Raw genomic sequence first — 24385 nt, forward strand, 5'->3', positions numbered from 1 at the left:
GGTCAATATCGTCGGCGGCGGCTATGTCAGCCTGCTCAAGGTGGTGATGATGCCGTTGGTGTTCACCTCCATCCTCTCTGCCATCAACAAGCTGGAGCAGGCCCAGTCCCTCGGCAAGATCAGCGCCGTGCTGATCGGCTCCATGCTGACGCTGGTGATGATCGCCGGTGTGGTGGGGATGACGGTGACCCATCTGAGTGGCCTCACTGCCGAAGGGCTGCTGAGCCACGGCAGCGACAGCGCGGCGCTGCAACAGAGCATGAGCACCATCGACAGTGCCCAGACGCTGCCTGCCCTGCTGCTCTCGCTGGTGCCCACCAACTTTGCCGCCGATATGGCGGGTAGCCGCGGCCTCTCGGTGATCGGGGTGGTGATCTTCACCGTGCTGGCGGGGGTTGCTCTGCTCCAGCTGAAGGCGGAGCACCCGGAGGCGGGGGCTCGCGCCGCCGTGGCCATCGACACCCTGCAACTGTGGGTGATGAAGATGGTGCGGGTGGTGATTGCGCTCACCCCCTATGGGGTGATGGCGCTGATTGCCCGGGTGGTGGCTCACTATCCCCTGAGCGAGATCCTCAGCCTGCTCGGCTTTATTCTGGTCTGCTATGTCGCCATTCTGGCGATGTTTGCGGTACACATGGTGTTCCTGCTGCTGATCGGCCAGAATCCGCTGCACTATTTGCGGGAAGTGTGGGGCGTGCTCACCTTCGCTTTTGTCTCCCGCAGCAGCGCCGCCTCCATCCCCCTCAGCATCGAGACCCAGCAGCGTCTTGGGGTGCCCGCCAGCATCGCCAACTTCGCCGCGTCGTTCGGTGCCAATCTGGGTCAGAATGGCTGCGCCGGTATCTACCCGGCCATGATGGTGGCGATGATCGCCCCCATGCTCGGCATCAACCCGTTTGATCCCCTGTTCCTGCTCACCCTGCTGCCGGTCATCGCACTCGGCTCCATCGGGGTTGCGGGGGTGGGCGGCGGTGGCACCTTCGCCGCGCTGATCGTGCTCTCCACCCTCAATTTCCCCATCGCGCTGGTGGGGGTGATGATCGCCATCGAGCCGCTGGTGGACATGGGCCGTACCGCCCTCAACGTCAACGGCTCCATCATGGCGGCGATGATCACCAAGCGGTTGTTGGGCAAACAGCAGCTGGCTGAAGTGCAGAGTCAGGAGCAGACACTGGAGCAGCCACAGGCCGCCAGCTAACCCTGAGTGCCACGCAATATGAAAGAAGCCCGCAGTTGCGGGCTTCTTTATGTCGGCAGTGTTGCCTTGTGGGCAGGCGCGGTTACTCGGCAGAGACGGGGTAACCGGCTCCTTTCCAGGCGAAGATGCCGCCCGGCACCCGATAGACTTGTTGGTAGCCCTGAGTCACCGCCCAGGCGGCGGCGTTGTGGCTGCGGCCGCACTTGACGAAGCCGCAGTAGATCACCACCGGGCGGGACTTGTCTTCACCCAGCAGCGCCTGGAACTGCTCCGGGGTGCCGCTCCCCTCGATGATCTCGCTCCAGTTGTCGCCGGACTTGGCCTCCTTCACGAAGACGAAGTTCTTGGCGCCCGGGATGTGCTCTTTCTTGTAGGAGTCCTCATAGGGCATGGTATCGATGATCACCAGCTCCTCACCCTTGTCCATCCGGGTCTTCAGCTCGGCCACGGTTAGCAGCTGATAGCCCCCCTGCTGCGTCTCTTGCGCCAGCTGCACCGCCGACTGCTCCAGCTTCACCTCCTGCTCGAACTGGTTGTCGCCACAGCCACCAAGGGCAAAGCTGGCGGCGATCAGCGAGGCCAGCAGGGTGCGGGATCGCAATGTCATCATGTCACTACTCCTTTAGAACGGGAAAAACAGGGCGGGAAGTTCGCAGCAGGGCGCCCGCAAGCGTCAGTAGCAGCAGATCCCGCACAATGGCTTGTGGCAGCGAGCTGAGATCAGCCTTGCCAAGACAGCCGCAAGAGATGTCGAGCCCGATGGCAATGCCATAGCCCAACACCGGAATAAACAGGGCGAGCAGCCCGATCACCAGCCACAGCCCCCAGCGTCGGTTGGCGATCACCGCCACGCCCGCGCAGAGCTCAAGGGCGATCAGCCCCCAGCTAACCAGTGGGATCAGCGGCGGCCAGATCAGCCCGAAGGCCGCAATCTGTTCGACAAACAGGGCGGGGGATACCAGCTTGAACCCGGCCGAGGCGACGAAGAATCCCCCCAGCGCCAGCTTGGCCAGTATGCGCAGCAATGCAGGCATCATCTACCTCTTTATGGAGAGAGGTAAATTCTAACCATTACCGATTGAGCCGCAATGGCTAAACCCATGGCGAGCAAGATAAATCTCGATTTTGCGGGGCGGCGCGCGGGAGGGGCGCCATCATACCCTGATGGCGGCGTTGCGCGGGTCTGACGCTTCCGCTTGTCTGGCTTGTTCCCGATCGTGCTGGTGGGTCAGCAGCTCCGCCGCCAGCTCGATGGCCCGCTCGAGCAGCACCAGCAGGCTGTCGAGCGTCAGGTGATCGAGCCACTCGCGGGCCCAGATCAGGGTCTCCCCCTGTTCGGTCTGATCCAGCAGAAACACCGGCTCGTCGCTGAGGTGATTGAGCAGGGGCATGTTGGGCATGGCGTGGCCCGGCAGCAGCAGATAGATCACCAGATGGCCCTCATCCTCTGCCAGCGTCAGCACCAGCTCGTCGTTGATGGCCAGGGTGGTGGCGGTCTGTCCGGCCGCCGGGACGGGGAGTCCGAGTTGTGTGAACAGGGCTGTGATGAGTGCGTGATACATGGCCGAACCTCGAACGGGGTGAGAGTGACACCCTATGCGGCTGATCGGCCGCTGCTTATCACTCATCGTCCTCTTTTTTTAGGTGCGGGTCGGTAGAGAAGAGGGGGAGGCCGGAAGTGTGAGCTGGCAGGCATCTTCTGCGGGTCAGCCCGAATCCTAAAAAAGCGGGGCCATCGCTGACAGGGCGACAGGTGCGGGCGGCGTACGCTGGGGCTCTTCTCTCTTATCAGTGCAGGACCCTCGCCATGAAAATTGCCTCACCGGATATCGATGCCACCCGTCATCAGCCGCCAACCCCTGACGCGACATCAGCGGCCACCGCTCGCCTTGGCAGTGCCAGATTGCGGCTGCTGGATGCCGGTAACCGGGAGTTTGAAAAGGGGATCCGCCGTGGCGCTGGCCGTCAGCAGAGCCCGGAGCTCAAGGCGGTCAAGCAGGCGGTGCGGCACTATCAGGCCCAGCCAGCGCCTTCACTGGCCGGGCTGGCGAAGATAGAGCAGGCGCTGCAGTTCTGGATCGACTCGGGCAAGAACCGCTCCCGTCAGCAGGATCCGGTGTTGCAGAAACTGGTCGATGACATCGCGGTCCGCCGTCAGGCGTTGGCGCAGGGGGGCAAGCCTCCGTCATTTCAGTTGGCGTGGGTCTGCAACGAGCAGGGGCGGGTCAACCAGCCTATCGAGAGCAACCAGCGGATCCGCCAGTGGTGCAGCGAGTTGGCTCGCTTGCAACAGGAGGGGGCCAACGACCTGTTTAAGCGGGAGCTGCAAGGGGGGCTCGATCTGATGTTCGGGGTGAGTGAGGGGATGATGGCGCGGCGGCTGGAGCGGGCGCCGACCCGGGAGGAGGTTGCAGCCAGTCACGAGTGGCAGCTGTTCTGCGGCACCTTGCGTCAGGCGCTGCCCGCACTGGGCGAGCTCAAGCCACAAGCCACCGCCGAGGAGAATGGCCGCGAGATCCTGCTGACTCACAGCCAACTGCTGGAGCTGGGCCACCTCAAGGAGGTGCTGGATCTCGGCATTAAGCAGAAGGTGAGCCAGCAGGGGGAGATCGGCCTGCTCAGAACCGAGCTGCTGACCGCGCTGGTGGATGGCCTGGATGAGCCCTGGCTTGAGCGCGAGGCGCAGGAGAAGGCGCTCTGGCAGAGAGAGGCCACATCAGGCAAGCACTATCAGAGCGGCGTGCGGGCCGAGCTCAAGCACCCTCTCTCTGCGGCCAGCAAGGAGTTGAAACCGGGCGAGCCCAAGGAGTTGAAACCGGGCGAGCCGGTGAGTCAGAAGGCCTTTAGCGGGCTCGGTCTGGTCAGTGCCAGTGCGCTGGTGGAGGCTTTCGCCAAGATCGAGATCGGCAAGTGGGAGGGGCGCCGCGACACGCCGGTAGGGGAGTTTGCCGGCAAGGCGGCCCTGACCCAGGAGAACAAGGCGAGTGCCAAGGCGGAGCTGGTGATTGGCAAGGCGGAAGGTTCGTTGGCATTCAATGCGCCTCCCCGCGTGCTGAACGACACGGCAGGGGAGCGCTACAAGCCGGGCCCCCACGATGTGAGTCTGCTGCGCATCGGTGCCAGCGCCGAGCTGGTGAGCAAGCTGGGGTTGTCGGTGGAGGGGAGCTGGACCATCGGCAATCTGCTCAACGCCAAGCTGGCAGGGTCGGCCGAGGTGGGGGTCAACGCCAAGCTGGAGGCCGGGGCTGCGGCCATCATGACCCCCAATGGGCCCGTGGTCAGTGTCACCGCGAATGCCTCGGCCTTTGCTGGCGTGAAAGCAGAGGGCAGTGCCCAGCTCAATCTGTTCAAGAGCCAGTATGCCGATGCCTACAGCCTCTCGGCCAAGGTGCGTGCCTCTGCCAATCTGGGGGTCGGCGCATTGGCCGGGGCCACCGCCGCCTTCGGGCCGGAGGGGGCCAAGTTTCATACCACCCTTGGCGTGACGCTGGGGGTCGGTTCCGATGTCGGCTGGGAGGGCGGGATCAACGCCATGGCCACCAAGGCCTATGCGCTGGAGCTGGCCGCCCGCGCCGTGACCAATTTTGATCAGCGCAAAGGGGAGCTGCTCGATGGGCGGGCGATGGCGGCAGGGAATGAAAACCGTCTCTTCGAGCTGGCCCAGCGGGTCGATGGCCGGATTGCCGCCCTCGGCACCCAGTTGGACGAACTGCAGCTGGCCGCCAGCGAGAACCGGATCCGGATGCAGGAGAGCCTGACCGATCCCGATATCGCCGCTGGCCGCAGCGCCATGGCGCAGGCCATCGACGATGCCTTCGGGCAGGATCGGGTTGATGAGCAGGGGATCGTCACCGTCCCTGAGCGGGCCGCCGAGCGCAACGAGAAGCTTGAGCTCACCGCCCGGCTGCTGCGGGATCACGCCATCAAGGTGTAACCGCCAGCGCGGGCAGTGGACAAAAAAGAGGGGCTCCCGCGCGGGAGCCCCTCTGTCATTGCGGTGTAGCGGTTCAGGGGAACTGGGGCAGCCACTGGCGCTGGGCGGCATACATCTCGTCGAACATCTGCTGGATCTGTTCCAGGGTGCAGACGGTGGCGGTGACCGGGTCGAGGGCCAGCGCGTAGCGGGCGGCATCGAGATCGCCGGTCAGGGCCGCCTGCACAATCAGCTCCTGCACCGCGGTGTTGCTCTTGCACAGGCTGGCGCACTGGGTCGGCAGTCGCCCCATCGCCTGCGGTTGCAGCCCCTTCTCATCGACCCAGATTGGCACTTCCACCACGCACTCGGCGGGCAGGTTCTCCACCAGCAGCCCCTCTGGCTGGCAGTTGGCCAGGTTGCCGTTGATGCGGGTGCGCTCGCCGCTCACCATGGCGTGGATCAGCTTGGGCCCGTTGAGCATGTTGGGGGCGATGACGAAGGGCTTCTCCCCCGCCAGCTGGGCGGCGATCTCCGCCTTGCCGGCGGCGTGGACCTGCTCTTCCAGTGCCAGCAGATTCCAGCGCTGGGGCAGGAAGTGGTTGATCATCGCCTCGTTCTTGCGGAAGTAGGGGAGGTAATCGCTGCAGTGCCAGTGGTTCTCGGTACACCAGAGGCCGAAGAACTTCAGCACTTCGCAGCGCACGCCGTCTGCCTCGCGGGTTTTCGGATCATCCACCAGCGCCCGGATCCGCGGCTGCATATCCTCGCCATGGATGGCGAAGCGGGTGATCCAGGTCATGTGGTTGATCCCGGCGAACTCGTACTCCACCTCGGCGGGCACATCGTGATACATCAGGCGCTGCCAGCGCTCCGGGGTGGAGGGGTGATCCACCCAGGGGCCGACCCCCAGATAACCGGCGAGCTGGGCGACGGTGTAGCGCACCCCGTAGCAGAGGCCGATGGATTGAATGCCGCTCGCCTCCTTGGCCGCCCAGGTGAGGGGGGCCAGCGGGTTGGCGTAGTTGATGAAGAGGGCGTTCGGGCAGAGCGCCTCCATATCTCGCAGGATCGCCAGCATGGGCGGAATGTGGCGCAGGGCGCGGAAGATGCCGCCCGGTCCCATGGTGTCACCCACCTCCTGGATCACCCCGTATTTGGCCGGGATCGCCATATCCAGCTTCCAGGGGGCGAGGCCGCCTACCTGAATGGCGCTGATGACGAAGTCCGCGTGGCGAATCGCATCGCGCTGGCTGGTGGTCTGGCTCACCTTCATCGGCAGGCCGGATTGCGCCACCATCATGGTGATGAGGCGGTGGCTCTGGGCCAGCACCTCGGGATTGAGATCCATCAACACCAGCTCGGTGCCCGCCATGGCGGGGTAGGAGAGCAGGGCCGAGACGATTTGGCGGGTAAACATGACGCTGCCTGCGCCTATGATGGTGATCTTGCTCATGTCGGAACCTTATTGGAAAAACGGGAGCGCCAGCGTCCCTGTTGAAGTTGCAGCAGGCTGCCGTGGATCATCAGGGCGACGAGGATCATCACCCCGTAGACCAGGCGGGTCCAGAAGCCGTCGAGACCGGCACTGATGATGCCCGCCTCCAGCATGCCGATGATGCAGGCGCCAAACAGGCTGCCCAGCAGGGTGCCCTTGCCCCCCAGCACCGAGGTGCCGCCGATGAAGACGGAGGCAAATACCAGCAACATGTAACCCTGTCCCTGATTGGGCCACCAGCTGCTCATCTCGACGCTGATCAGCACCCCGACCAGCGCGGCAAGCAGCCCCATCAGCATGAAGAGGCCGAGCCGCATCCGGTTGACCGGCACCCCCATCAGGCGGGCGGCCTCCGGGTTGTCACCGATGAAGTTGATGTTGTCGCCCAGCGCGTGATGGGACAGCAGCAGCCAGAGCAGCAGTGCCGCCAGCAGGCTCCAGAGGGCCTGGGCGGGCAGCCACTCCCACACCCGCCCCGTCAGCAGGGTATGGAGCAGGGTGTCGCGGATCTCGGGCAGGCTGAGGGCCAGCCCGTCAGCCAACACAGTGGTGAGGCCGCCGATAAAGAACTGGGTACCTATGGTGGCGATGATGGAGGGGATCTGGAACTGCACGATCAGCAGGGCGTTGAGCAGCCCACACAGCAGCCCCCCCGCCATCGCCCCCAGCAGTGCCAGCAGCGGCGAGCCGGTGTGCTGGAACAGCCAGGCGAAGATGAATCCCCCCAGTGCAATGATCGCCGGAAAGCTCATGTCGATCTCGCGGGCGATGATCAGCAGGGTCATCCCCAGTGCCAGCAGTATGGTCAGCGGAATGGTCGAGAGCAGGGAGGTGTAGATCCGGCCATTGAAAAAGGTGACCGGACTGATGCTGGCAAACAGCCCCCACAGCAGCAGCAGGATCAGCCCGGTCAGTAAAGGCGCTCGATTGGCGAGCAGGAAGTGTCTCATTGGCTGCCCCTTCTGACGGCATCCAGCAACGCCTGTTGCAGGGTAGGGAGAGTCATGTCGGCCTTGTGGTACTGGGCGACGATGGCGCCCCTGTCCATCACCACGAAGCGGTCGGCGACCCGGTAAGCATCGGCCATGTTGTGGGTGATGAGCAGGCAAGCACGCCCCTGTGCCCGCAGCTGTTCGATAAAGCTGAGCACCTTCTCCACCTCGCCGAGGGAGAGGGCGGTGGTCGGCTCATCGAGGATCACCAGCCGGGCATCGAACAGCATGGCGCGGCCGATGGCCAGCCCCTGCCGCTCGCCGCCGGAGAGCAGGCTGACCGGGGCATCGACGTTGGCGCCGATGCCGCGAAAATGGAGCACCCGCAGCAGTTCGGCGGCCCGGCGTCGCTCCTCCTGCCGGTCGATAAAGCCCCAGCGATTGCGCAGATGGCGCCCCAGAAAGAGGTTGCGCCAGACGCTCTGCTGCTCGCCGAGGGCGCCGCTCTGATAGACGGTCTCGATGCCGAGCCGACGGGCGGTGGGCACATCGTAACGCGCGCCAGCCACCGTCTGCCCGGCGATGGTCAGGGTGCCGCTGCCGAACGGTTCGGCCCCGGCAATCACCCGGATCAGGGTCGACTTGCCCGTGCCGTTGTCGCCAAGCAGGGCGACCACTTCACCCGCCCGCTGCTGAAAATGGATATCCCGCAGGGCCTGCACCGGTCCGAACCATTTGTTCAGCCCGTGCAGTTCGAGGACCAGTGGCGCCATTTAGCGCAGACCTTTGGCCGCCAGCGGGGCGATGAGCCCGATGTTGTCCTTGGCGACAAAACCGGCCCCGGTGTTGATGTCCAGACCGGAGAAGCCGTAACGCTTGCTCAGCACCAGCTGAACCACGGAGAGGTAACCCATCAGGTAGGGTTGGCCGTCAGCCACCAACTGTACATAACCGGACTGGATCCCGTCAGCGGTGGCGGGGGAGAGGCTGAAACCACCGACAAACAGCTCACCGGGTTTGACGGCGGCGTTGCGCAGGAAGTTGCCCATCTGGGCGGTCAGGGCACCGTGATCCACCATCACCATCTTCACGTCGGGATGGGTGGCCAGATAGGAGGTGACGACCGGGGCACCCAGGGTCGGGTCCTTGTCCACTTCCTGCGAGATCTGGATGAAGTCGACCTTCATGCCTGCCTCTTCCAGGGTCTTGATAATGCCGCGGGTGGAGTCGCTGCGCTGGGCGATATCCTTGATGCCCCATACCATGGCGCGGTCACCCTTTTTCAGGCCGCTGCGGCGCAGGGCCTCTTTGGCCAGTTTGATGCCGCGGGTGGCGTTGTTGTCACCCACATAGCCAAAGCCATTGCTTCGCTCAATGTCCATGGTGCCGGAGAGCTCGGTGTCCACCGAGGTGACCTTGATCCCCTTGGTGATGGCGTCGCTGATCAGTGGCTGGTAGGCGCTGTCGCCAGGCAGGCCAATGACGACGATGCCTGCGGGTTTGGCGGCTACCGCCTGCTTGAAGTTCTCGATCATCTTCTGGGGTTGCCAGTCGGAGTAGACCAGACGCAGATCCACCCCCAGATCTTCTGCCGCCTGCACGGCGCCGCTCTGCACCACGGTGACATAGGATTCGCCGACCGGGCCGCCGAGATCAAACCAGATGGTCATATCCTTGCCGGAGGGGGCCGCGTTCGCTTGAGAGGCGAGCAGGCAGCCGGACATCAGCAGGCCGGTGAGCCAGCGTTTGGCCGTGTGAGTTTTGCCAGTGTGCGTGTTGTGCATGGTGTTTCTCCTTGTAGTAAATGCAGGCGCGGTGGATCCCGTGCCGTGAGGCACAGGCAATCCGCATAACCGGATAAATGCGGTTGCTGCCACGGTCGGGTGCCGGGCGGTCAAATTTGGTTGATTTTGCAGGTTCAGGCGGCTGGGTAGCGGGCCAGCTCCTGATAGTCGCCGTCCGCTTCGCAGCGAAAGACAGCGGCCGTTTCACCGCGCTGACACCAGCCTTGCCACTCGTTGGGCAGGCAGTGGAGGCGAATGGCTAGGCCGCAGCCAGCGCTGAGCTGGCGCGGCACGTCGCAGACCCGAAACGACTGGTCGTGTTGCTCCAGCCGCTTGCGCAGCCTGACCGTGCCGAGGGTGGAGTGGAACAGGTAGAGGAACTCCTGCTTCATGATGTGCCTCCCGTGCTGGCGCGAGCGCCGAACAGCGCGGCCCCCAGCGCACCGGCAAACTGGGCATCCGGATGGGTGGCTACCTCGCAGCCCAACCCGTCGGCCAGATAGTGGCGGAAGGTGGCGCAGTGGCTGACACCGCCGGTAAAGAGCACGGTCGGTCTGGCGCCGAGGCGGCCGATGAAGTTGGCGCTGCGCCGGGCCATAGATCGGACGATACCGGCCAGGATCGACTCGGCCGGAATGCCCGCCGAGCGCAGGCTGATCGCCTCCGACTCGGCAAACACGGTGCACATGCTGCTGATGTCGTGGGGCTCGGCCCCCAGCAGCAGCTCGTCGAGCTGCTCGACCCGCGCGCCCAGCGTGCGGGTGATCACCTCGAGAAAGCGGCCGGTACCGGCGGCGCACTTGTCGTTCATCAGAAAGTCGGTGAGGTTGCCGTCGCCATCGAGCTGGATCACCTTGCTGTCCTGGCCGCCGATGTCGATGACGGTGTGTACGCTAGGGCAGAGCAGGCGGGCACCCAGCCCGTGGCAGGAGATCTCGGTGACCCGACGATCGGCGAACGACGCCAGATCCCGGCCATAGCCGGTCAGCGTCAGATGGGGGGGGGCTGGCAAATCGGCCGACAGTTCGGCCCAGCCCTGCTCGATGGCTGCCAGCGGACGAAAGGGGGTCGGCACCAGAAAACGGCGGACGATGCGTCCGCCATTCCGGCTATCGAACAGGATCCCTTTGGTCGCGGTGGAGCCCGAGTCAATCCCGATAGAGAGTGACACGGCGACTCCTTACAGCATTTCGATAAAGGCAGCCAGCCGGGTCGCCAGTTGTCCCTTGTCGGCGCTGGAGTAGTCGGTCTCGACCGCCATATAGGGGATGCCGTGGCGTTCGCGCACGTGGCGCTTGATAGCCTGCGACTCCACCGCATAGGTGTGGCAGGCCTGCAGGATCACGTCGATCACCCCGTCCGCCTGATACTCCTCCACCATCTGGCTCAGCAGTGTCATCCGCTGGTGGTTGGGGGAGATGCAGGAGCAGCCGATGGCCAGATATTTGTCGGTCAGGGCATCGAACGGATCACCCTCTTCGCTGACGCACTGCTCGGTCGCCTTGGCTCCGGTGCAGTTCTCGTAGCCCACCACCCAGCCACCGTGCTCCTCGATGAGGCGCACCACCTTGTCGGCGGCGCCGCCGATGGGGCAGCCGGTGATGAGGATGCGCGGGCGAGCGTCGAGCCGCTTGCCCTCGGCATACTCGGCCTTGATGCGGCGGGTCATCTCTTGCAGCTCGGTGATGAGCTGCTCCTTGTCGAAGCGGAAGGTGGCGCCATAGACCACCTTGAGCAGATCGGTGCCGCTCAGCGCCGGGGGATTGAGCTGCCCCAGCCGGTAGAAGTCGGCCAGTGCGCGGCGCTCGCGGTTTTTCAGCAGGATCGCCTGGTGCAGCGCCTGATCTGTGATGGGCTGGCCAAACTGCTGCTCCAGCACCTGCTTGAAGCGGACGATCTCGCTGCGCCACAGGGTGCGGGAGGCCTCGTCATCGGCGCGGTTGGGCAACTGCATCACATGGACCGGTTTGAACTCACCCATGTACTCGTACATCTTCTTCTTGCCGTCGCAGGTAGTTTCACCCACCACCAGATCGGAGAAGTAGAAGTAGGGGCACTTGTCGGTTTTGGCAAAGCCGTAGCTGCTTTTGATCAGCGGGCAGAGGTTGCGGGGCAGATCTTTCTCGGCCTCTTCAATGGTCTCGTCGCTGGTGGAGCAGAGAGACACCACCACGGCGCCGGCGGCCATCGCCACTTCCTGCGGCATGAAGGTGCAGTAGGTTCCGACCAAGGGGATCTGTCGCTCCTTGAGTGCCATCACAGCCAGAAAGCCCTGACGACGGGCATCTGAAAAACTCTCGAAAATGGCTGGCAACTCAGTGATCAGTGACATAGGCGATCCTGCCCTGGTGGAAAATGAGAAAAACAGAAAGGCCGTCCGATACGGCCTTTCCAACAGCGAAATTATACATTTGGAGGTAGGGTTAAAAGTGCGCTGGATCACAAGGAGTCAGAATAGTCCTTAATAATGAAGCGGTTATTAGGTGAGGGGATGGCATGGATGGGCTGCACGGGACCTGCGGTCACGGCAGAAAACAAAACAGGCACCCGAAGGTGCCTGTTGTATTGAACCATTAATCAGCTCAGTGACGCAGCCCGGTGCCCCGGGAGATGAGCCACCAGGCGATACCGTAGAGCGCCACGATAAAGCCGATGATGATGAGATAGGCGGTGCCGAGCGGCACGTCGGAGATGCCGAGGAAGCCGTAGCGGAACGCGTTCACCATGTAGATGATGGGGTTCACTTGGGAGACACCCTGCCAGAAAGGGGGCAGCAGGCTGATGGAGTAGAACACTCCGCCCAGATAGGTGAGCGGCGTCAGCACGAAGGTGGGGATGATGCTGATGTCGTCGAAGGTCTTGGCAAACACCGCATTGATAAGCCCGCCCAGCGAGAAGAGGATCGAGGTGAGCAGCACGGTGAAGCAGACGCTGAACAGATGGTGGATCTGCAGCGGCACGAAGAACAGCGACACCAGGGTGACGATGAGGCCGACACAGAGGCCGCGCGCCACGCCACCACCCACATAACCGGCGATGATGACGTAGTTGGGCACCGGCGCCACCAGCATCTCCTCGATGTTGCGCTGGAACTTGGCGCTGAAGAAGGAGGAGGCGACGTTGGAGTAGGAGTTGGTGATCACCGACATCATGATGAGGCCGGGCACGATGAACTCCATGTAGGTGAAGCCACCCATGTCACCGATGCGCGAACCGATCAGGTTGCCGAAGATGACGAAGTAGAGGCTCATGGTGATAGCGGGCGGCACCAGGGTCTGGATCCAGATCCGGGTAAAGCGGCTCACCTCCTTGGCCAGAATGCTCTTGAAAGCGATGTAGTAAGTGGTCAGGTTCATGCTTTTCTCCCCTCTTCGACCAGACTGACGAACAGCTCTTCCAGCCGGTTGGCCTTGTTGCGCATGCTCACGACCTGCACCTGCTGACTCGACAGCTGCTCGAACAGGCTGTTGAGGGACTGGCTCTTGTCGAGATCTACCTCGAGAGTGCGTTCATCCGGCATCCGGCCGTTGAACTGTGGTACGTCCGGTACGGCAGAACCTGGCGCAAGGTCGAGCAGGAAGGTCTCGCGGCCCAGCTTGCCCAGCAGGTTTTTCATGCTGGTGTTCTCGATCAGGCGCCCCTTGTCGATGATGCCGATGTTGCGGCAGAGCATCTCCGCCTCTTCCAGATAGTGGGTGGTGAGGATGATGGTGACGCCCTGCTCGTTGAGCTCCTTGAGGAAGGTCCACATGGAGCGGCGGATCTCGATATCGACCCCGGCGGTCGGTTCATCGAGGATCAGCAGTTTGGGTTCGTGCATCAGGGCGCGGGCGATCATCAGGCGGCGCTTCATGCCACCGGAGAGGGTGCGGGCAGCCATGTCGCGCTTCTCCCACAGATCGAGCTGGCGCAGATACTTCTCGGCGCGGATCTTCGCTTCCGCCTTGGGTACGCCGTAGAAACCGGCCTGATGGGTGACAATCTGGATCACCTTCTCGAACTGGCTGAAGTTGAACTCCTGCGGCACCAGCCCGAGCTGGGCCTTGGCCTGTTCCAGATCGCTGTCGATGTCGTAGCCAAACACCTTCACCTTGCCGGCGCTCTTGTTAACCAGCGAACTGATGACGCCGATGGTGGTGGATTTGCCCGCGCCGTTCGGGCCGAGCAGGGCGAAGAAGTCCCCCTGCTTGACGGTAAGATCGATGCCTTTAAGGGCTTCGACGCCCCCCTGATAGGTCTTTTTCAGGCCGCTGATTTCCAGTGCGTTCATTGCAACCTCTGTGATGGTTGAACCCGGCTTGATACAGAAAAGGCGGCCAAGGCCGCCCGCACAGAGCAAATGGCACCAGGCCACTTCACCCGTGATAATTCTGAACCTGGCTTACTCCTGGGGTACCACTTTGCCGATAAACGGCAGGTTGCGGTACTTCTGGGCGTAGTCGATGCCACAGCCGACCACGAATTCATCCGGGATGGCGAAGCCGATCCAGTCGACCGGCACCTGCACTTCGCGGCGGGAAGGTTTGTCCAGCAGGGTGCAGATGGCGAGGGATTTCGGCTCGCGCAGGGAGAGGATCTCGCGCACCTTGTTGAGGGTGTAACCGGTGTCGATGATGTCTTCGACGATCACCACATCCTTGCCCTTGATGTCATCATCCAGGTCTTTGAGGATGCGGACGTCACGGGTGCTGTGCATGCCGGAGCCATAGCTGGAGGCGGTCATGAAGTCCAGGGTGATGGGCAGCTGGCACTGGCGGCAGAGGTCGGCCAGGAAGATGCAGGAACCGCGCAGTAGCGCAATCATCACGACTTCATCGGAACCCTGATAGCGGGCGGTGATCTCTTCACCCAATTTGGCGATCCGGGCGGCTACTTCAGCCTCGGAGATCATCACCTCGACGGTGTGTTTCATCACTTACTCCCATAAGGCCAAAAGGGATTTGGCCGTTCATGAATATCAAAACAGATGATTCTACCACTCGTGTCGAAGGGTGCTAGAGATACATGGTGCTTTTATCGGCTTATTTTAATTGATAGAGTTAGCAGACACTCAGGCATGATTAAATACTATAAACACCATAATCAATAACTATTAGATGATAAAAACTATGGAACCACGCGCAGAAATAAGACGTCGTACCCGGTTGTCGCCGGAAGCTCGTCGCTCCCAATTGATGGAATGTGCCATCGAGGTGTTCTCCCGTCGCGGCATTGGCCGTGCGGGTCACGCCGAGATAGCTGAACAGGCCAAGGTATCGGTTGCTACCGTATTCAACTATTTCAACACCCGCGAGGAGTTGGTAGATGAGGTGCTGGCCGAAATCGAGCGCTTTGTGCACCAGATGCTGTCGCAGGCATACGATATCAACGGCTCTATCTTTGACAAGATAAAATGTCATGTGAGTCTGTGTGTTAATGCCGCCTACGACCAGCCTGATTACGCAGGTATCTGGCTGGAGTGGAGTTCATCGGTCCGGGAAGAGGTATGGCCCCGCTATACCCGGCTGCTCGATCAGTCTCTTGAACTGATCGCCAGCGAGCTGCAAGCCGCCATGGATGCAGGGGAGATCACCAGCGTGCTGTCAGCACAGGATCTGGCCCGCTCTTTGACCGGTTTTGGCTATGTGATGATGCAGATGATCAATCAACCCCAGCGCCCGGCGCGCGAAGAGGTGACTGATTTCCTGTTCAAGTACGTGACGGCGCCTATTCAGGCTTGCTGATGCGGCTTAACGAAAAAGGCGCCCCTCATCGAGGGGCGCCTTTTTTATGGCCGGATGTGGCGGGTCACCTCAGTGGTGGCCATAGCCCCAGCGGCTGGTCAGCGCATGCTCGACGCCCAGATGATCGAGGATGCGGGCGACCATAAAGTCCACCAGATCCGCGATGCTTTTCGGCTCATGATAGAAACCGGGGGCGGCAGGCATGATGGTGACCCCGAGCCGCGCCAGTTTCAGCATGTTCTCCAGATGGATCGCCGAGAAGGGGGTTTCGCGGGGCACCAAAATCAGCTGGCCGCGCTCCTTGATCACCACGTCCGCCGCCCGCTCCAGCAGGTTGTCCGAGGTGCCGTTGGCAATGGCCGAGACGGTGCCCATGGAGCAGGGGCAGATCACCATCTGCTTGGGGGCTGCCGAGCCGGAAGCCACCGGCGAGAACCACTCCTCCTTGCCGCAGGCTACAATCTGCCCCTCCTTGGCGCCATATTGGCGACAGAGATACGCCGATAGCTCTTTCGGCGAGCCGGGCCACTCCTGCTGCTGCTCGGTTTTGAGCACCACACGAGCTGCCGATGAGGCGAGCAGATAGACCCGATAGTCCGCCTGCACCAGACACTCAAGCAGGCGCAGGGCGTAGGGGGCGCCGGAGGCGCCGGTCAGCGCCAGGGTGATCGCTTTGTTCATAGTTCGCCGTGGTAATCCTTGAGGCGGGCGATCAGCTTGTCATGAATGCCGCCGAAGCCGCCGTTGCTCATGATCAGAATATGGTCGCCATCGCGGCTCTCAGCCACCAGCCGGTTGATCAGGGTCTCCAGATCGTTGAACACCTTGGCAGGTCGGGTCATGTGGGAAGTCACTTCCCCCAGATCCCAGCCGATGTTGGGTGGCTGGAAGAAGAACACCTCGTCGGCGCCATCGAAGCAGCCGGCCAGCTCCTCCTTGTGTACTCCCAGCTTCATGGTGTTGGAGCGTGGCTCCAGTACCGCCAGAATACGGGCTTCACCCACCTTGGCGCGCAGGCCGCCGAGGGTGGTCTCGATGGCGGTCGGGTGGTGGGCGAAGTCGTCATAAACGCTGATGCCGGCTACCTCGCCTTTGAGCTCCATTCGCCGCTTGGGTGATTTGAACTGGCAGAGCGCCGCAATGCCGTGCTCCACCATGACACCGGCATGACGGGCGGCAGCGATGGCCATCAGGCCATTGTTGACGTTGTGCTCGCCGATGCACTCCCAGTGCACCTCGCCCTGCTTTTCACCATCCAGCCACACCTCGAAGGCGGAGCCGTCATCGGCCAGCTTGACCGCTTTCCACTTGGCGTCGTCCTGACCCACCAGCTCTACTTCGCTCCAGCAGCCCATCTTGCGCACGGCGGTGAGGTTGTCATCTGCTTTTGGGAACAGCACCCGACCGTTGCTCGGCACGGTACGCATCAGGTGGTGGAACTGGCGCTGGATGGCGGCGAGGTCAGGGAAGATGTCCGCGTGATCGAACTCCAGGTTGTTCATCACCAGGGTGCGCGGGTGGTAGTGAACGAACTTGGAGCGCTTGTCGAAGAAGGCGCAGTCATACTCATCCGCTTCGATGACGAAGAAGGGGGCAGAACCGAGACGGGCGGAAACCGGGAAGTTGCCCGGCACGCCGCCGATCAGGAAACCGGGCTCCAGCTTGGCGTACTCCAGTACCCAGGCCAGCATGCTGGCGGTAGTGGTCTTGCCGTGGGTACCGGCGACAGCCAGCACCCAGCGATCCTGCAGCACATGCTCCAGCAGCCACTGGGGGCCGGAGATATAGGGCAGATTGCGGTCCAGCACATATTCAACACAGGGGTTGCCACGGCTCATGGCGTTGCCGATCACCACCAGATCCGGCGCCGGATCGAGCTGGGAAGGGTCATAGCCTTCGGTCAGTTCGATGCCCTGTTGCTCGAGCTGGGTACTCATGGGGGGATAGACGTTGGCATCAGAGCCGGTGACCCGATAGCCAAGCTGTTTTGCCAACACCGCCAGACCACCCATAAAGGTGCCGCAGATCCCGAGAATGTGAATATGCATACCGCTTCCTTTCGCAGTAAAGGGAAGTGCGCATTCTAGGGGGTGTTACGGTGGTGGCACAAGCCGCACTCATGGTGAGAGGCCCACAGATGCGGCATCGGAGGCAGAAATCTTGGCGTTGTTGGGATATGCGAGATTGGAATGGGCTGGTGGGCTTTATTTGAGGCTTGATATTGTGTCGCACTTTCTTACAATTCTTCGGTTTTGTGACGCACTCTACAGTTTTACGATATCGCCCTTTTCCAAAGGAGAGTCCCCATGGGCAAGTTCCTGCTTTGCTATCTGGTCGGTGGTCTAGTGGCCATCAGTTGGGCTGCGCTGCCCGCTCATGGTCCCTGGGATCAGTGGGACCTCGCGATTTTTCATACCGTTAACGGTTGGCTCGGCCAGTCGGCGCTGTGGGCCGATCTGGTGGCCATCACCAATAACCGGCTGTTCGATCTGGTGGTGCTGGGTTGTATGGGGTTGATCCTGGCTCGCTGTTTCTTTGCCCGGGATCTGGCGGGGCGTCGCCAGCTGGTGGCGATGGGCATAGTGATGTTGCTGAGCGCCGTGGTGATCAACCAGCTTGGCCACAGATTGCCGGTAGAGCGACCCAGCCCGACCCTGATGGTGAGTGATGCCCTGCGAGTGACTCATCTCAGCGAGATCCCGACCAAGGACTCTTCCGGCGATAGCTTCCCGGGGGATCACGCCCTCTTTTTGATGATCTTCGCCGGCTTTGCCCTGCGCTATCTGCCACGCAGAGCCAGCCTCTACGCCATGCTGATGGTGCCGATCTTCTCTGCGCCCCGAATTTTCTCAGGCGCGCACTGGTTTACCGATGTCTATGTCGGTGCGCTGGGGTTGGCGACCCTCTGCCTGCCCTGGGTGCTGTTGACCCCGCTGTCTGATCGCTTGATTGCGCGAATTGTTCCCTATCTGGCACCGTTACCGCTGCTACGCAGTCAGACCCACTGATTGAACGTCGCAAAATAAAACGCCCCGACACTTCATGTCGGGGCGTTTTGTTATCAGCACGCTAGATCATCAGCCTTGATAGCCGTTCGGGTTGTTGCTTTGCCAGCGCCAGGTATCGACCATCATCTGTTCCAGACCGCGCTCTGCCTGCCAGCCCAGCTCGGCACGGGCCAGCGTCGGCTCGGCCCAGCACTCGGCGATGTCGCCCGGACGACGGGGTTTGATCTGGTAGGGAATGGGGCGGCCGCTGGCTGCCTCGAACGCCTTGACCATCTCCAGTACCGAGTAGCCCTGACCGGTGCCCAGGTTGTAGGTGAAGACGCCGCTGTCGCTCTTGATGCGCGCCAGTGCTTTCAGGTGGCCGATGGCCAGATCCACCACGTGGATGTAGTCGCGCACGCCGGTACCATCCGGGGTCGGGTAGTCGTTGCCAAATACCCCCAGCTCCTTGAGCTTGCCGACACCCACCTGGCTGATATAAGGCAGCAGGTTGTTGGGGATGCCGTTGGGATCTTCACCAATCAGTCCGCTCTCGTGGGCGCCGACCGGGTTGAAGTAGCGCAGCAGCACGATGGCCCAGCGGGGATCGGATTTTGACAGGTCGCGCAGGATCTCTTCGACCATCAGCTTGGAGCGACCGTAGGGGTTGGTGGCGCTGGTGGGGAAATCTTCCCGCAGCGGCACCGAGGCGGGATCGCCATAGACGGTAGCTGACGAGCTGAATACCAGCCGGAAAACCCCGGCCTTGGCCATCTCTTCGCACAGCACCAGGGTGCCGGTGATGTTGTTCTGGTAGTAGGTGAGCGGGATCTGGCTCGACTCCCCGACTGCCTTGAGTCCGGCGAAGTGGATCACCGATTCGATCTGATGGTTGGCAAACAGTTGCTGTAGGCAGGCTCTGTCCAGCACATCCCCTTCGACGAAGGTGACCGGCTTGCCGGTGATCTGCTCGACCCGTTTGAGAGACTCGGGGGAGGAGTTGGAGAGGTTGTCGAGTACCACGACCTGCTGCCCCGCGCCGAGCAGCTCAACCAGAGTGTGGGAGCCGATATAGCCAGCGCCCCCTGTGACCAATATTGTCATTTTTTATCCCGTGTTCTGGTGAAACTGGGGGCAGAGTCTACCCGTCCTGTTCGCTCCGGAAAAGGTTGAGATGCCAATGAAGCCCTTTGTGTATCTCAATAATCGAGGCTGATATCCCCTTTCGCGGTGCAGGAGCAGGCCAGTACCACGCCGCTCTCCAGATCCTGCGCACTCAGCGTCATCACGCTCTGGCGCTCGATCTCGCCTTCCGTGGTGCAACGACAGCTGCCACATATCCCGGCGCGGCAAGCAGCCATCATGGTTTCGCCCGCAGCTTCCAGCGCCGCCAGCAGGGTCTGACCCGGCAGGATTGTCACCTTTTTGCCGCTCTTTTTCAGGGTCAGCCAGAAGTGGTTGCTGGTGGTAGCAGCGGGCTCTGCGGGAGGAAGACCGAAGGACTCCTGATGCAGCTGCTCCGGCGGCAATCCCTGCTCAGCCAGCATACTGCTGGCCGCCGCCATATAGGGGGCGGGGCCGCAGAGATAGACATGGCGATCGTGCAGATCAGGGGCCAGTTCGGCCAGCATGGCGGGGGTGAGTCGGCCAATCCAGGGGTGAGCTGTTGGCGCCTCTTCCAAGATCAGGGCATGGCGCACACCAGTATGGGCCGCGGCCAGCGCAGTCAGCTCCTCGGCAAAGATCACATCTGCTGGCGAACGGGCGCTGTGAATAAAGCGGATATCGGCGTCCGGCCGTTTGGCCAGCTCGTCCCGCAGCATGGCCCACATGGGGGTGATGCCGGAACCGGCACTCAAAAACAGCGGCCGCGCACAGGGCAGGGCGGTCAGATTGAAATCGCCAAAGGGGCCATCGGCCCGTATTTCGTCCCCCACATGCAGGGTCTGGTGTAGATGGCGGGAGACCCGCCCCACATCCTTGATGGTCACCTGCCAGCACGCGTCTTGCGGGTTGGAGGAGAGGGTATAGGCGCGGCAGTGAGGCTTGCCGTCAATCTCGGTATGCAGGGTGATGCACTGGCCAGCCAGTACGGGAGGGAGGCGGCCTGCAACCGGCACCAACTGCCAGCTCACTACGTCGTGGGTATTCTGTTGGCGGCCAATGCAGGTGAGCGTGAGAGAGGTCATCACAAGGCTCCTTATGTTTGAAACGGTTTGAAAACGTCTGATGCAAATGCTGGATCCAGAAAAAAGGCGAGCCGGGCGGCTCGCCAAACGCTTACAACATGAAGTGCCGATCAGGCCGCCAGGATCTCGGCCAGATCTGCCTCGGCCGTAGTGGTCCCTTTCAGGCCAAACTGCTCCTCCAGCACCTTGAGCAGAGCCGGGGTGAGGAAGGCGGGGGCGGTCGGGCCGGTACGAATGTCTTTCACCCCGAGGGAGAGCAGGGTGAGTAGAATGACGATGGCTTTTTGCTCGAACCAGGAGAGCACCAGCGTCAGCGGCAGATCGTTGACGCCGCACTCGAACGCCTCGGAGAGCGCCAGCGCCAACTGAATGGCGGAGTAGGCATCGTTGCACTGGCCCACGTCCAGCAGGCGCGGAATGCCACCGATGTCGCCAAAGTCGAGCTTGTTGAACTTGTATTTGCCGCAACCCAGCGTGAGCAGCAGGCTGTCGCGCGGTGCCGCCTTGGCAAACTCGGTGAAGTAGGCGCGCTCGGCCTTGTCGCCGTCACAGCCACCCACCAGGAAGAAGTGGCTGATCTCCCCGGCCTTGACCTTCTCAATCACCGCGGGGGCGGCCTGCATCAGGGCGTTGCGGGCAAAGCCGATGGTGATGAAGTGTTCGAGTTCGGTGTGTTTGAAGCCTTCCAGCGCTTGGGCCTTGGCGATCACGGCGGAGAAATCATCCCCCTCCAGATGGGTGACGCCCGGCCAGCCGACGATGGAGCGGGTGAAGATACGGTCACTGTAGTTGCCCACATTCGGGTCGATGATGCAGTTGGAGGTCATCACCACCGCGCCCGGGAAGTTGGCAAACTCCTTCTGCTGGTTCTGCCAGGCGGAGCCGTAGTTACCCACCAGATGGGGGTACTGCTTGAAGAAGGGGTAGGCCAGCGCGGGCAGCATCTCGCCATGGGTGTAGACATGGATGCCGGTCCCTTTGGTCTGCTCCAGAATGAGCTTGAGATCCATCATGTCGTGGCCGGAGACCAGAATGCACTTGCCGGGAATTGGCGTGACCCTGACCTGAGTCGGTTCCGGGTGGCCGAAGGCGCTGGTTTCACCCAGATCCAGCATCTCCATGATTTTGAAGTTGAGCTGACCGATCTCCATGGCGCAGCTGAACAGTCGACCCATTTCGCTCGGGTCTGTGCTGAGCCAACTCATGATGCGGTGGAATTCGGCGGCGACCTCGTCACTCTGCTGATCCAGCACCCGGGCGTGCTCCATGTAGGCGGCAGCGCCCTTGAGGCCGTAGAGGCAGAGCAGACGCAGCCCCATGATCTCCTCGTTCACCTCGCGCTTGCCCCGATTGGGGGCGGCTGGCGCGGCATGAGCGAGCTGTTCCAGCAGCTCGGCACCGGGCTCGAAGTATGCGGACTGTGGCAAATCGTTCACCTGCACTGCCATCCCGGCCAGCTGCTCGGCCAACTGCTGGCGATAGGCCAGGGCCTGATTGACGTAGGCCACGATGCGATTCGAGTCGAAGTTGACGTTGGTGAGGGTAGCGAAGAAGGCCTTGGGCACGAAGGCATCGGTCTCGCGATCGATAATGCCCTGCTCGCGGGCGGCCTGCGCCCAGGCGCTGAGACCCTGCAGGGTATAGATCAGCACATCTTGCAGATCCGAGGTTTCCGCCGTCTTGCCGCACATACCTTGTGCGTAAGCACAGCCGTTGCCAGCCGGGGTACGAATTGTCTGTTCACATTGCACACAAAACATCATGTCTCTCCTAATTGGACATTTCAGTTGTCTGTTTTGTGGCGATTCTATTCCCCTCGCGAAAAACTTAATAGGCATTCAATTTGCCAATTAAGATTCCCTTGATGCAGATCAAAAACAAAAAAGCCGCCCAAACAGGGCGGCAAGCGGGTGGATAAAAGGAGAGACAACTCAGGTTTGCAACAGAACATAACAATCAAGCGGGTTAGGCCGGGGGCTGGTCAGGTGCCCCGGCCCGGTACTTCCTCAAGCCAGCCTGCTTTCGCAGCATCCAGCTTGGCTCACTATCAAGCCAGCATACGTGCGCTGTATCTGGCTTGGTTCACTATCAGGCCAGATAAGCGCGTAGCATCCAGACCAGTTTTTCCTGCTGCTGCACATAGTCGGAGAGGATGGAGGCCGTGCCCTCATCACCAGCTTCGGCGGCCTGGCCCAGAATGCGGCGCTGGGCGACCAGCAGTTCGCGGAAGCTCTCCAGCAGGGCTTCGACACAGGCGCGGCCATCGTGCAGACCCTTTTGCTCGGGGATAGCAGAGACTTTCAGGTAGTCGCTGAAGCTGTGCATCGGCACCCCGTCCAGCGTCAGGATCCGTTCGGCCAGCGCATCGACTTTCAGCAGCAGGTCGTTGTAAATCTCTTCGAACTTCAGGTGCAGTTCGAAGAACTGGTTGCCACGGATATTCCAGTGGAAGCCGCGCACGTTCATGTAGAGGATCTGGTAGCTGGCCAGCAATTTGTTCAACTCGGCTGCCAGGGCTTGTGATTGAGCAGTATCAAGACCAATCGGGCTTTTCATCATTCACCTCCAGATGTGGAAATTAGTTTGAAATTGTCTTTCGGAACCTGTCTTTCGAAACCCAGTCAGAATAACGTCGTGCAAAATGCAGGGACAATTGCTTGTGCCTAACTGTTTGATAGCTAACGGCTATCAAACAGTACGCAGCAACGGGGGCAATGGATGAGGATTATGGGAAGTATTTTTCGAGCAGCGCCATCAGGATGGCCTGACACTCGCGGTCCGGTTCGCTATCGACCTTGCTGGCACGAAAGTGGAGCTGAAAGGCGCCCATGACGGCGCGACTCTGCTCGTCCCACTGGCCGGTCTGGGGCAGGCCGTAGCCATAGCGAGCCAACTGCTGTTGCCACATGGCCGCATCCCAATCGGGCAAGGAGCTGGCCAGTAGTGCCGCCACCCGATCTTCATCGGGCCAGGCGCCGACTCCGTACGTCAGATAGAGCTGGCGCCAGGGGAAGTGGGGGCCGGGATCCTGTTTACGCTCGGGGGCGACATCGCTGTGGCCCAGCACCTGGGTCGGCGGAATGCGGTAGCGGGCGACCAGCTCCCGACTGAGGGTGCCGACGGCGGCAATCTGCTGCGGGGTATAGGGTTGCCAGCGCCGCGCCTCGGGGGCCAGCGGCTCATCTTCCGCTGGATAGCCGAGGTTGACGATCTCGATGCCAAGGGAGCTGGCATTGAGCCCGGCATATTGGTGCCAGCGGCTGCGTCCCGCATGCCAGGCGCGCGCGCTCTCCGGTACCAGCTGATAGACCGGCAGCGGGGTCTCGTGGTTGTCGCGGGGGATCAGGTAGTGGGCGCTTACCTTGTGCTCCGGCTCGGTCAGCAGGCGCAGGGAGTTGGCATCATCTTCGTCGGTGTAGTGGAGGATCAGAAAGGCGATCCGCTCGTTCTGGTTGGCGCTGTGATAGCGGGTCGAGAGCTGATACTCGGACGGGGTGCAGGCCCCCAGCAGCAGGGAAAAGAGGGGAAGAAGACAGCGCCAGCGCCATCCCCCTGCCGCAGCCAGTCTGCTGAGCGCGGGAGGAGTAAGTCGCTGGCACATGTCGAAGGCTCTGCTCGGTCAGCCGCGCGGCGTGTTAGCTGCGGTATTTGGCAGTGAGACCGATCAGGAAGTTGCGCAGGATCTGATCCCCGCAATCCTGATAGTGCTTGTGATCCTTGGAGCGGAACAGGGCACTGAGCTCGGACTTGGAGAGGTTGAAGTCGGCGAGCTTGAGCGTGCCGAGCATGTCCTCTTCCTTGTAGTTGAGACCGATGCGCAGCTTGCGCAGGATCATGTTGTTGTTGATCCGGTTCGGGATCACCTGGGCCGGTGCATCTTCCCGCACGCCACGGCGCGCGATGATGAAGCCATCGAGGAACTGGCTCAGGGCCGAGTCGGGACAGGCGACATAGCCTGCCTCTTGCTCTTCACCCTCTGCCGCCTCTTTCATCAACCAGCTGTGCAGCTGGGCGTGAGTGACCGTCAGGTTGCCCTTGGCAAACATCTCGACCATCTGGTCGTTGCTGATGGTGAGGGCGTAGCGCAGACGGCGCAGAATATCGTTGTTGGTCATGCTGACTCCTGTGTAAACGGCGCAACTTTACCATCTGGCGGCCCTC

General features: G+C 61.7%; 25 protein-coding genes. 4 read left to right on the plus strand and 21 right to left on the minus strand.

All coding sequences use genetic code 11. The annotated features are described in order from the left end of the window. A partial coding sequence (locus LD28_RS0100060) for a cation:dicarboxylate symporter family transporter (protein ID WP_033134997.1) occupies positions 1-1198 on the plus strand: 1198 nt, incomplete at its 5' end. Between the two features lie 82 nt (positions 1199-1280). On the opposite strand, the gene LD28_RS0100065 is transcribed toward LD28_RS0100060, so the two are convergent. The 3 genes from LD28_RS0100065 to LD28_RS0100075 form a co-directional block, all read right to left on the minus strand. Beyond that, positions 1281-1808: a rhodanese-like domain-containing protein gene (locus tag LD28_RS0100065; protein WP_033134998.1), complete on the minus strand. Its 528-nt coding sequence runs from the start codon at positions 1806-1808 to the stop codon at positions 1281-1283. 4 nt (positions 1809-1812) lie between these two features. Then, positions 1813-2232 (minus strand): MauE/DoxX family redox-associated membrane protein, encoded by a 420-nt coding sequence (locus LD28_RS0100070; protein WP_033134999.1) that lies wholly within the window; start codon positions 2230-2232, stop codon positions 1813-1815. 120 nt (positions 2233-2352) lie between these two features. Then, positions 2353-2760: a type III secretion system chaperone family protein gene (locus LD28_RS0100075; protein ID WP_033135000.1), complete on the minus strand. Its 408-nt coding sequence runs from the start codon at positions 2758-2760 to the stop codon at positions 2353-2355. Positions 2761-3005: 245 nt separating this feature from the next. Here LD28_RS0100075 and LD28_RS0100080 point away from each other — a divergent pair, with 245 nt between their 5' ends. Then, positions 3006-5132, plus strand: coding sequence for a hypothetical protein (locus LD28_RS0100080; RefSeq protein WP_033135001.1), 2127 nt, complete (start codon positions 3006-3008; stop codon positions 5130-5132). A gap of 73 nt (positions 5133-5205) precedes the next feature. Here LD28_RS0100080 and melA read toward each other — a convergent pair whose 3' ends face one another. The 10 genes from melA to hpt all read right to left on the minus strand — a co-directional run bounded on the left by melA (position 5206) and on the right by hpt (position 14237). Continuing rightward, positions 5206-6567, minus strand: coding sequence for an alpha-galactosidase (gene melA, locus LD28_RS0100085; RefSeq protein WP_033135002.1), 1362 nt, complete (start codon positions 6565-6567; stop codon positions 5206-5208). Beyond that, complete coding sequence (locus LD28_RS0100090; protein ID WP_033135003.1) at positions 6564-7559, minus strand: ABC transporter permease; 996 nt, start codon at positions 7557-7559, stop codon at positions 6564-6566. The genes melA and LD28_RS0100090 overlap by 4 nt, the downstream gene beginning before the upstream one ends. Then, entirely contained in the window at positions 7556-8314 is a 759-nt protein-coding gene (locus LD28_RS0100095) for an ATP-binding cassette domain-containing protein (RefSeq protein WP_033135004.1), read from the minus strand. The genes LD28_RS0100090 and LD28_RS0100095 overlap by 4 nt, the downstream gene beginning before the upstream one ends. Continuing rightward, positions 8315-9325, minus strand: a complete 1011-nt coding sequence (locus LD28_RS0100100) for a sugar ABC transporter substrate-binding protein (RefSeq protein WP_050514224.1) — start codon at positions 9323-9325, stop codon at positions 8315-8317. A gap of 134 nt (positions 9326-9459) precedes the next feature. Next, complete coding sequence (locus tag LD28_RS0100105; protein WP_033135005.1) at positions 9460-9717, minus strand: putative Se/S carrier protein; 258 nt, start codon at positions 9715-9717, stop codon at positions 9460-9462. Beyond that, entirely contained in the window at positions 9714-10496 is a 783-nt protein-coding gene (locus LD28_RS0100110) for an acyl-CoA dehydratase activase (RefSeq protein ID WP_033135006.1), read from the minus strand. The genes LD28_RS0100105 and LD28_RS0100110 overlap by 4 nt, the downstream gene beginning before the upstream one ends. A 9-nt stretch (positions 10497-10505) precedes the next feature. Next, on the minus strand, positions 10506-11657 hold the full coding sequence (locus tag LD28_RS0100115; protein ID WP_033135007.1) for a double-cubane-cluster-containing anaerobic reductase: 1152 nt from the start codon (positions 11655-11657) through the stop codon (positions 10506-10508). A gap of 250 nt (positions 11658-11907) precedes the next feature. Then, a complete protein-coding gene (locus tag LD28_RS0100120; RefSeq protein ID WP_033135008.1) occupies positions 11908-12681 on the minus strand; it encodes an ABC transporter permease in 774 nt (257 codons plus the stop codon). Then, positions 12678-13595, minus strand: a complete 918-nt coding sequence (locus LD28_RS0100125) for an ABC transporter ATP-binding protein (protein ID WP_033135009.1) — start codon at positions 13593-13595, stop codon at positions 12678-12680. Before LD28_RS0100125 ends, LD28_RS0100120 begins: the two co-directional genes overlap by 4 nt. 111 nt (positions 13596-13706) lie before the next feature. Next, positions 13707-14237 (minus strand): hypoxanthine phosphoribosyltransferase, encoded by a 531-nt coding sequence (gene hpt / locus LD28_RS0100130; RefSeq protein ID WP_005335618.1) that lies wholly within the window; start codon positions 14235-14237, stop codon positions 13707-13709. A 196-nt stretch (positions 14238-14433) separates the two neighbouring features. Here hpt and LD28_RS0100135 point away from each other — a divergent pair, with 196 nt between their 5' ends. Continuing rightward, a complete protein-coding gene (locus LD28_RS0100135; RefSeq protein ID WP_033135010.1) occupies positions 14434-15048 on the plus strand; it encodes a TetR/AcrR family transcriptional regulator in 615 nt (204 codons plus the stop codon). A 69-nt stretch (positions 15049-15117) separates the two neighbouring features. Here LD28_RS0100135 and LD28_RS0100140 read toward each other — a convergent pair whose 3' ends face one another. Further along, the gene (locus LD28_RS0100140; RefSeq protein WP_033135011.1) at positions 15118-15729 is read right to left on the minus strand and encodes a flavin prenyltransferase UbiX; all 612 of its coding nucleotides are present in this window, start codon (positions 15727-15729) and stop codon (positions 15118-15120) included. Next, positions 15726-17096 (minus strand): UDP-N-acetylmuramate:L-alanyl-gamma-D-glutamyl-meso-diaminopimelate ligase, encoded by a 1371-nt coding sequence (gene mpl, locus LD28_RS0100145; protein WP_033135012.1) that lies wholly within the window; start codon positions 17094-17096, stop codon positions 15726-15728. Before mpl ends, LD28_RS0100140 begins: the two co-directional genes overlap by 4 nt. Before the next feature lie 258 nt (positions 17097-17354). On the opposite strand from mpl, the gene LD28_RS0100150 reads away from it, so the two are divergent. Next, positions 17355-18056 carry a phosphatase PAP2 family protein gene (locus LD28_RS0100150; protein WP_033135013.1) on the plus strand — a complete coding sequence of 234 codons (702 nt, stop codon included), beginning with the start codon at positions 17355-17357 and terminating at the stop codon, positions 18054-18056. Positions 18057-18125: 69 nt separating this feature from the next. Here the strand turns inward: LD28_RS0100150 and galE are convergent, their stop codons facing one another. The 6 genes from galE to LD28_RS0100180 all read right to left on the minus strand — a co-directional run bounded on the left by galE (position 18126) and on the right by LD28_RS0100180 (position 24339). Next, on the minus strand, positions 18126-19139 hold the full coding sequence (gene galE / locus LD28_RS0100155) for a UDP-glucose 4-epimerase GalE (RefSeq protein ID WP_033135014.1): 1014 nt from the start codon (positions 19137-19139) through the stop codon (positions 18126-18128). A 95-nt stretch (positions 19140-19234) separates the two neighbouring features. After that, positions 19235-20224, minus strand: coding sequence for an FAD-binding oxidoreductase (locus LD28_RS0100160; protein ID WP_033135015.1), 990 nt, complete (start codon positions 20222-20224; stop codon positions 19235-19237). Positions 20225-20334: 110 nt separating this feature from the next. Beyond that, a complete protein-coding gene (gene hcp, locus LD28_RS0100165) occupies positions 20335-21984 on the minus strand; it encodes a hydroxylamine reductase (RefSeq protein WP_033135016.1) in 1650 nt (549 codons plus the stop codon). A 328-nt stretch (positions 21985-22312) separates the two neighbouring features. After that, a complete protein-coding gene (locus LD28_RS0100170) occupies positions 22313-22780 on the minus strand; it encodes a Dps family protein (protein ID WP_033135017.1) in 468 nt (155 codons plus the stop codon). A 169-nt stretch (positions 22781-22949) separates the two neighbouring features. Then, positions 22950-23825, minus strand: a complete 876-nt coding sequence (locus LD28_RS0100175; RefSeq protein ID WP_033135018.1) for an N-acetylmuramoyl-L-alanine amidase — start codon at positions 23823-23825, stop codon at positions 22950-22952. Positions 23826-23859: 34 nt separating this feature from the next. Next, positions 23860-24339 carry a YehS family protein gene (locus LD28_RS0100180; protein WP_033135019.1) on the minus strand — a complete coding sequence of 160 codons (480 nt, stop codon included), beginning with the start codon at positions 24337-24339 and terminating at the stop codon, positions 23860-23862. Between the last annotated feature and the right edge of the window lie 46 nt (positions 24340-24385).

Source organism: Aeromonas finlandensis, from assembly GCF_000764645.1.
In the GTDB taxonomy this organism is placed as follows: domain Bacteria; phylum Pseudomonadota; class Gammaproteobacteria; order Enterobacterales; family Aeromonadaceae; genus Aeromonas; species Aeromonas finlandensis.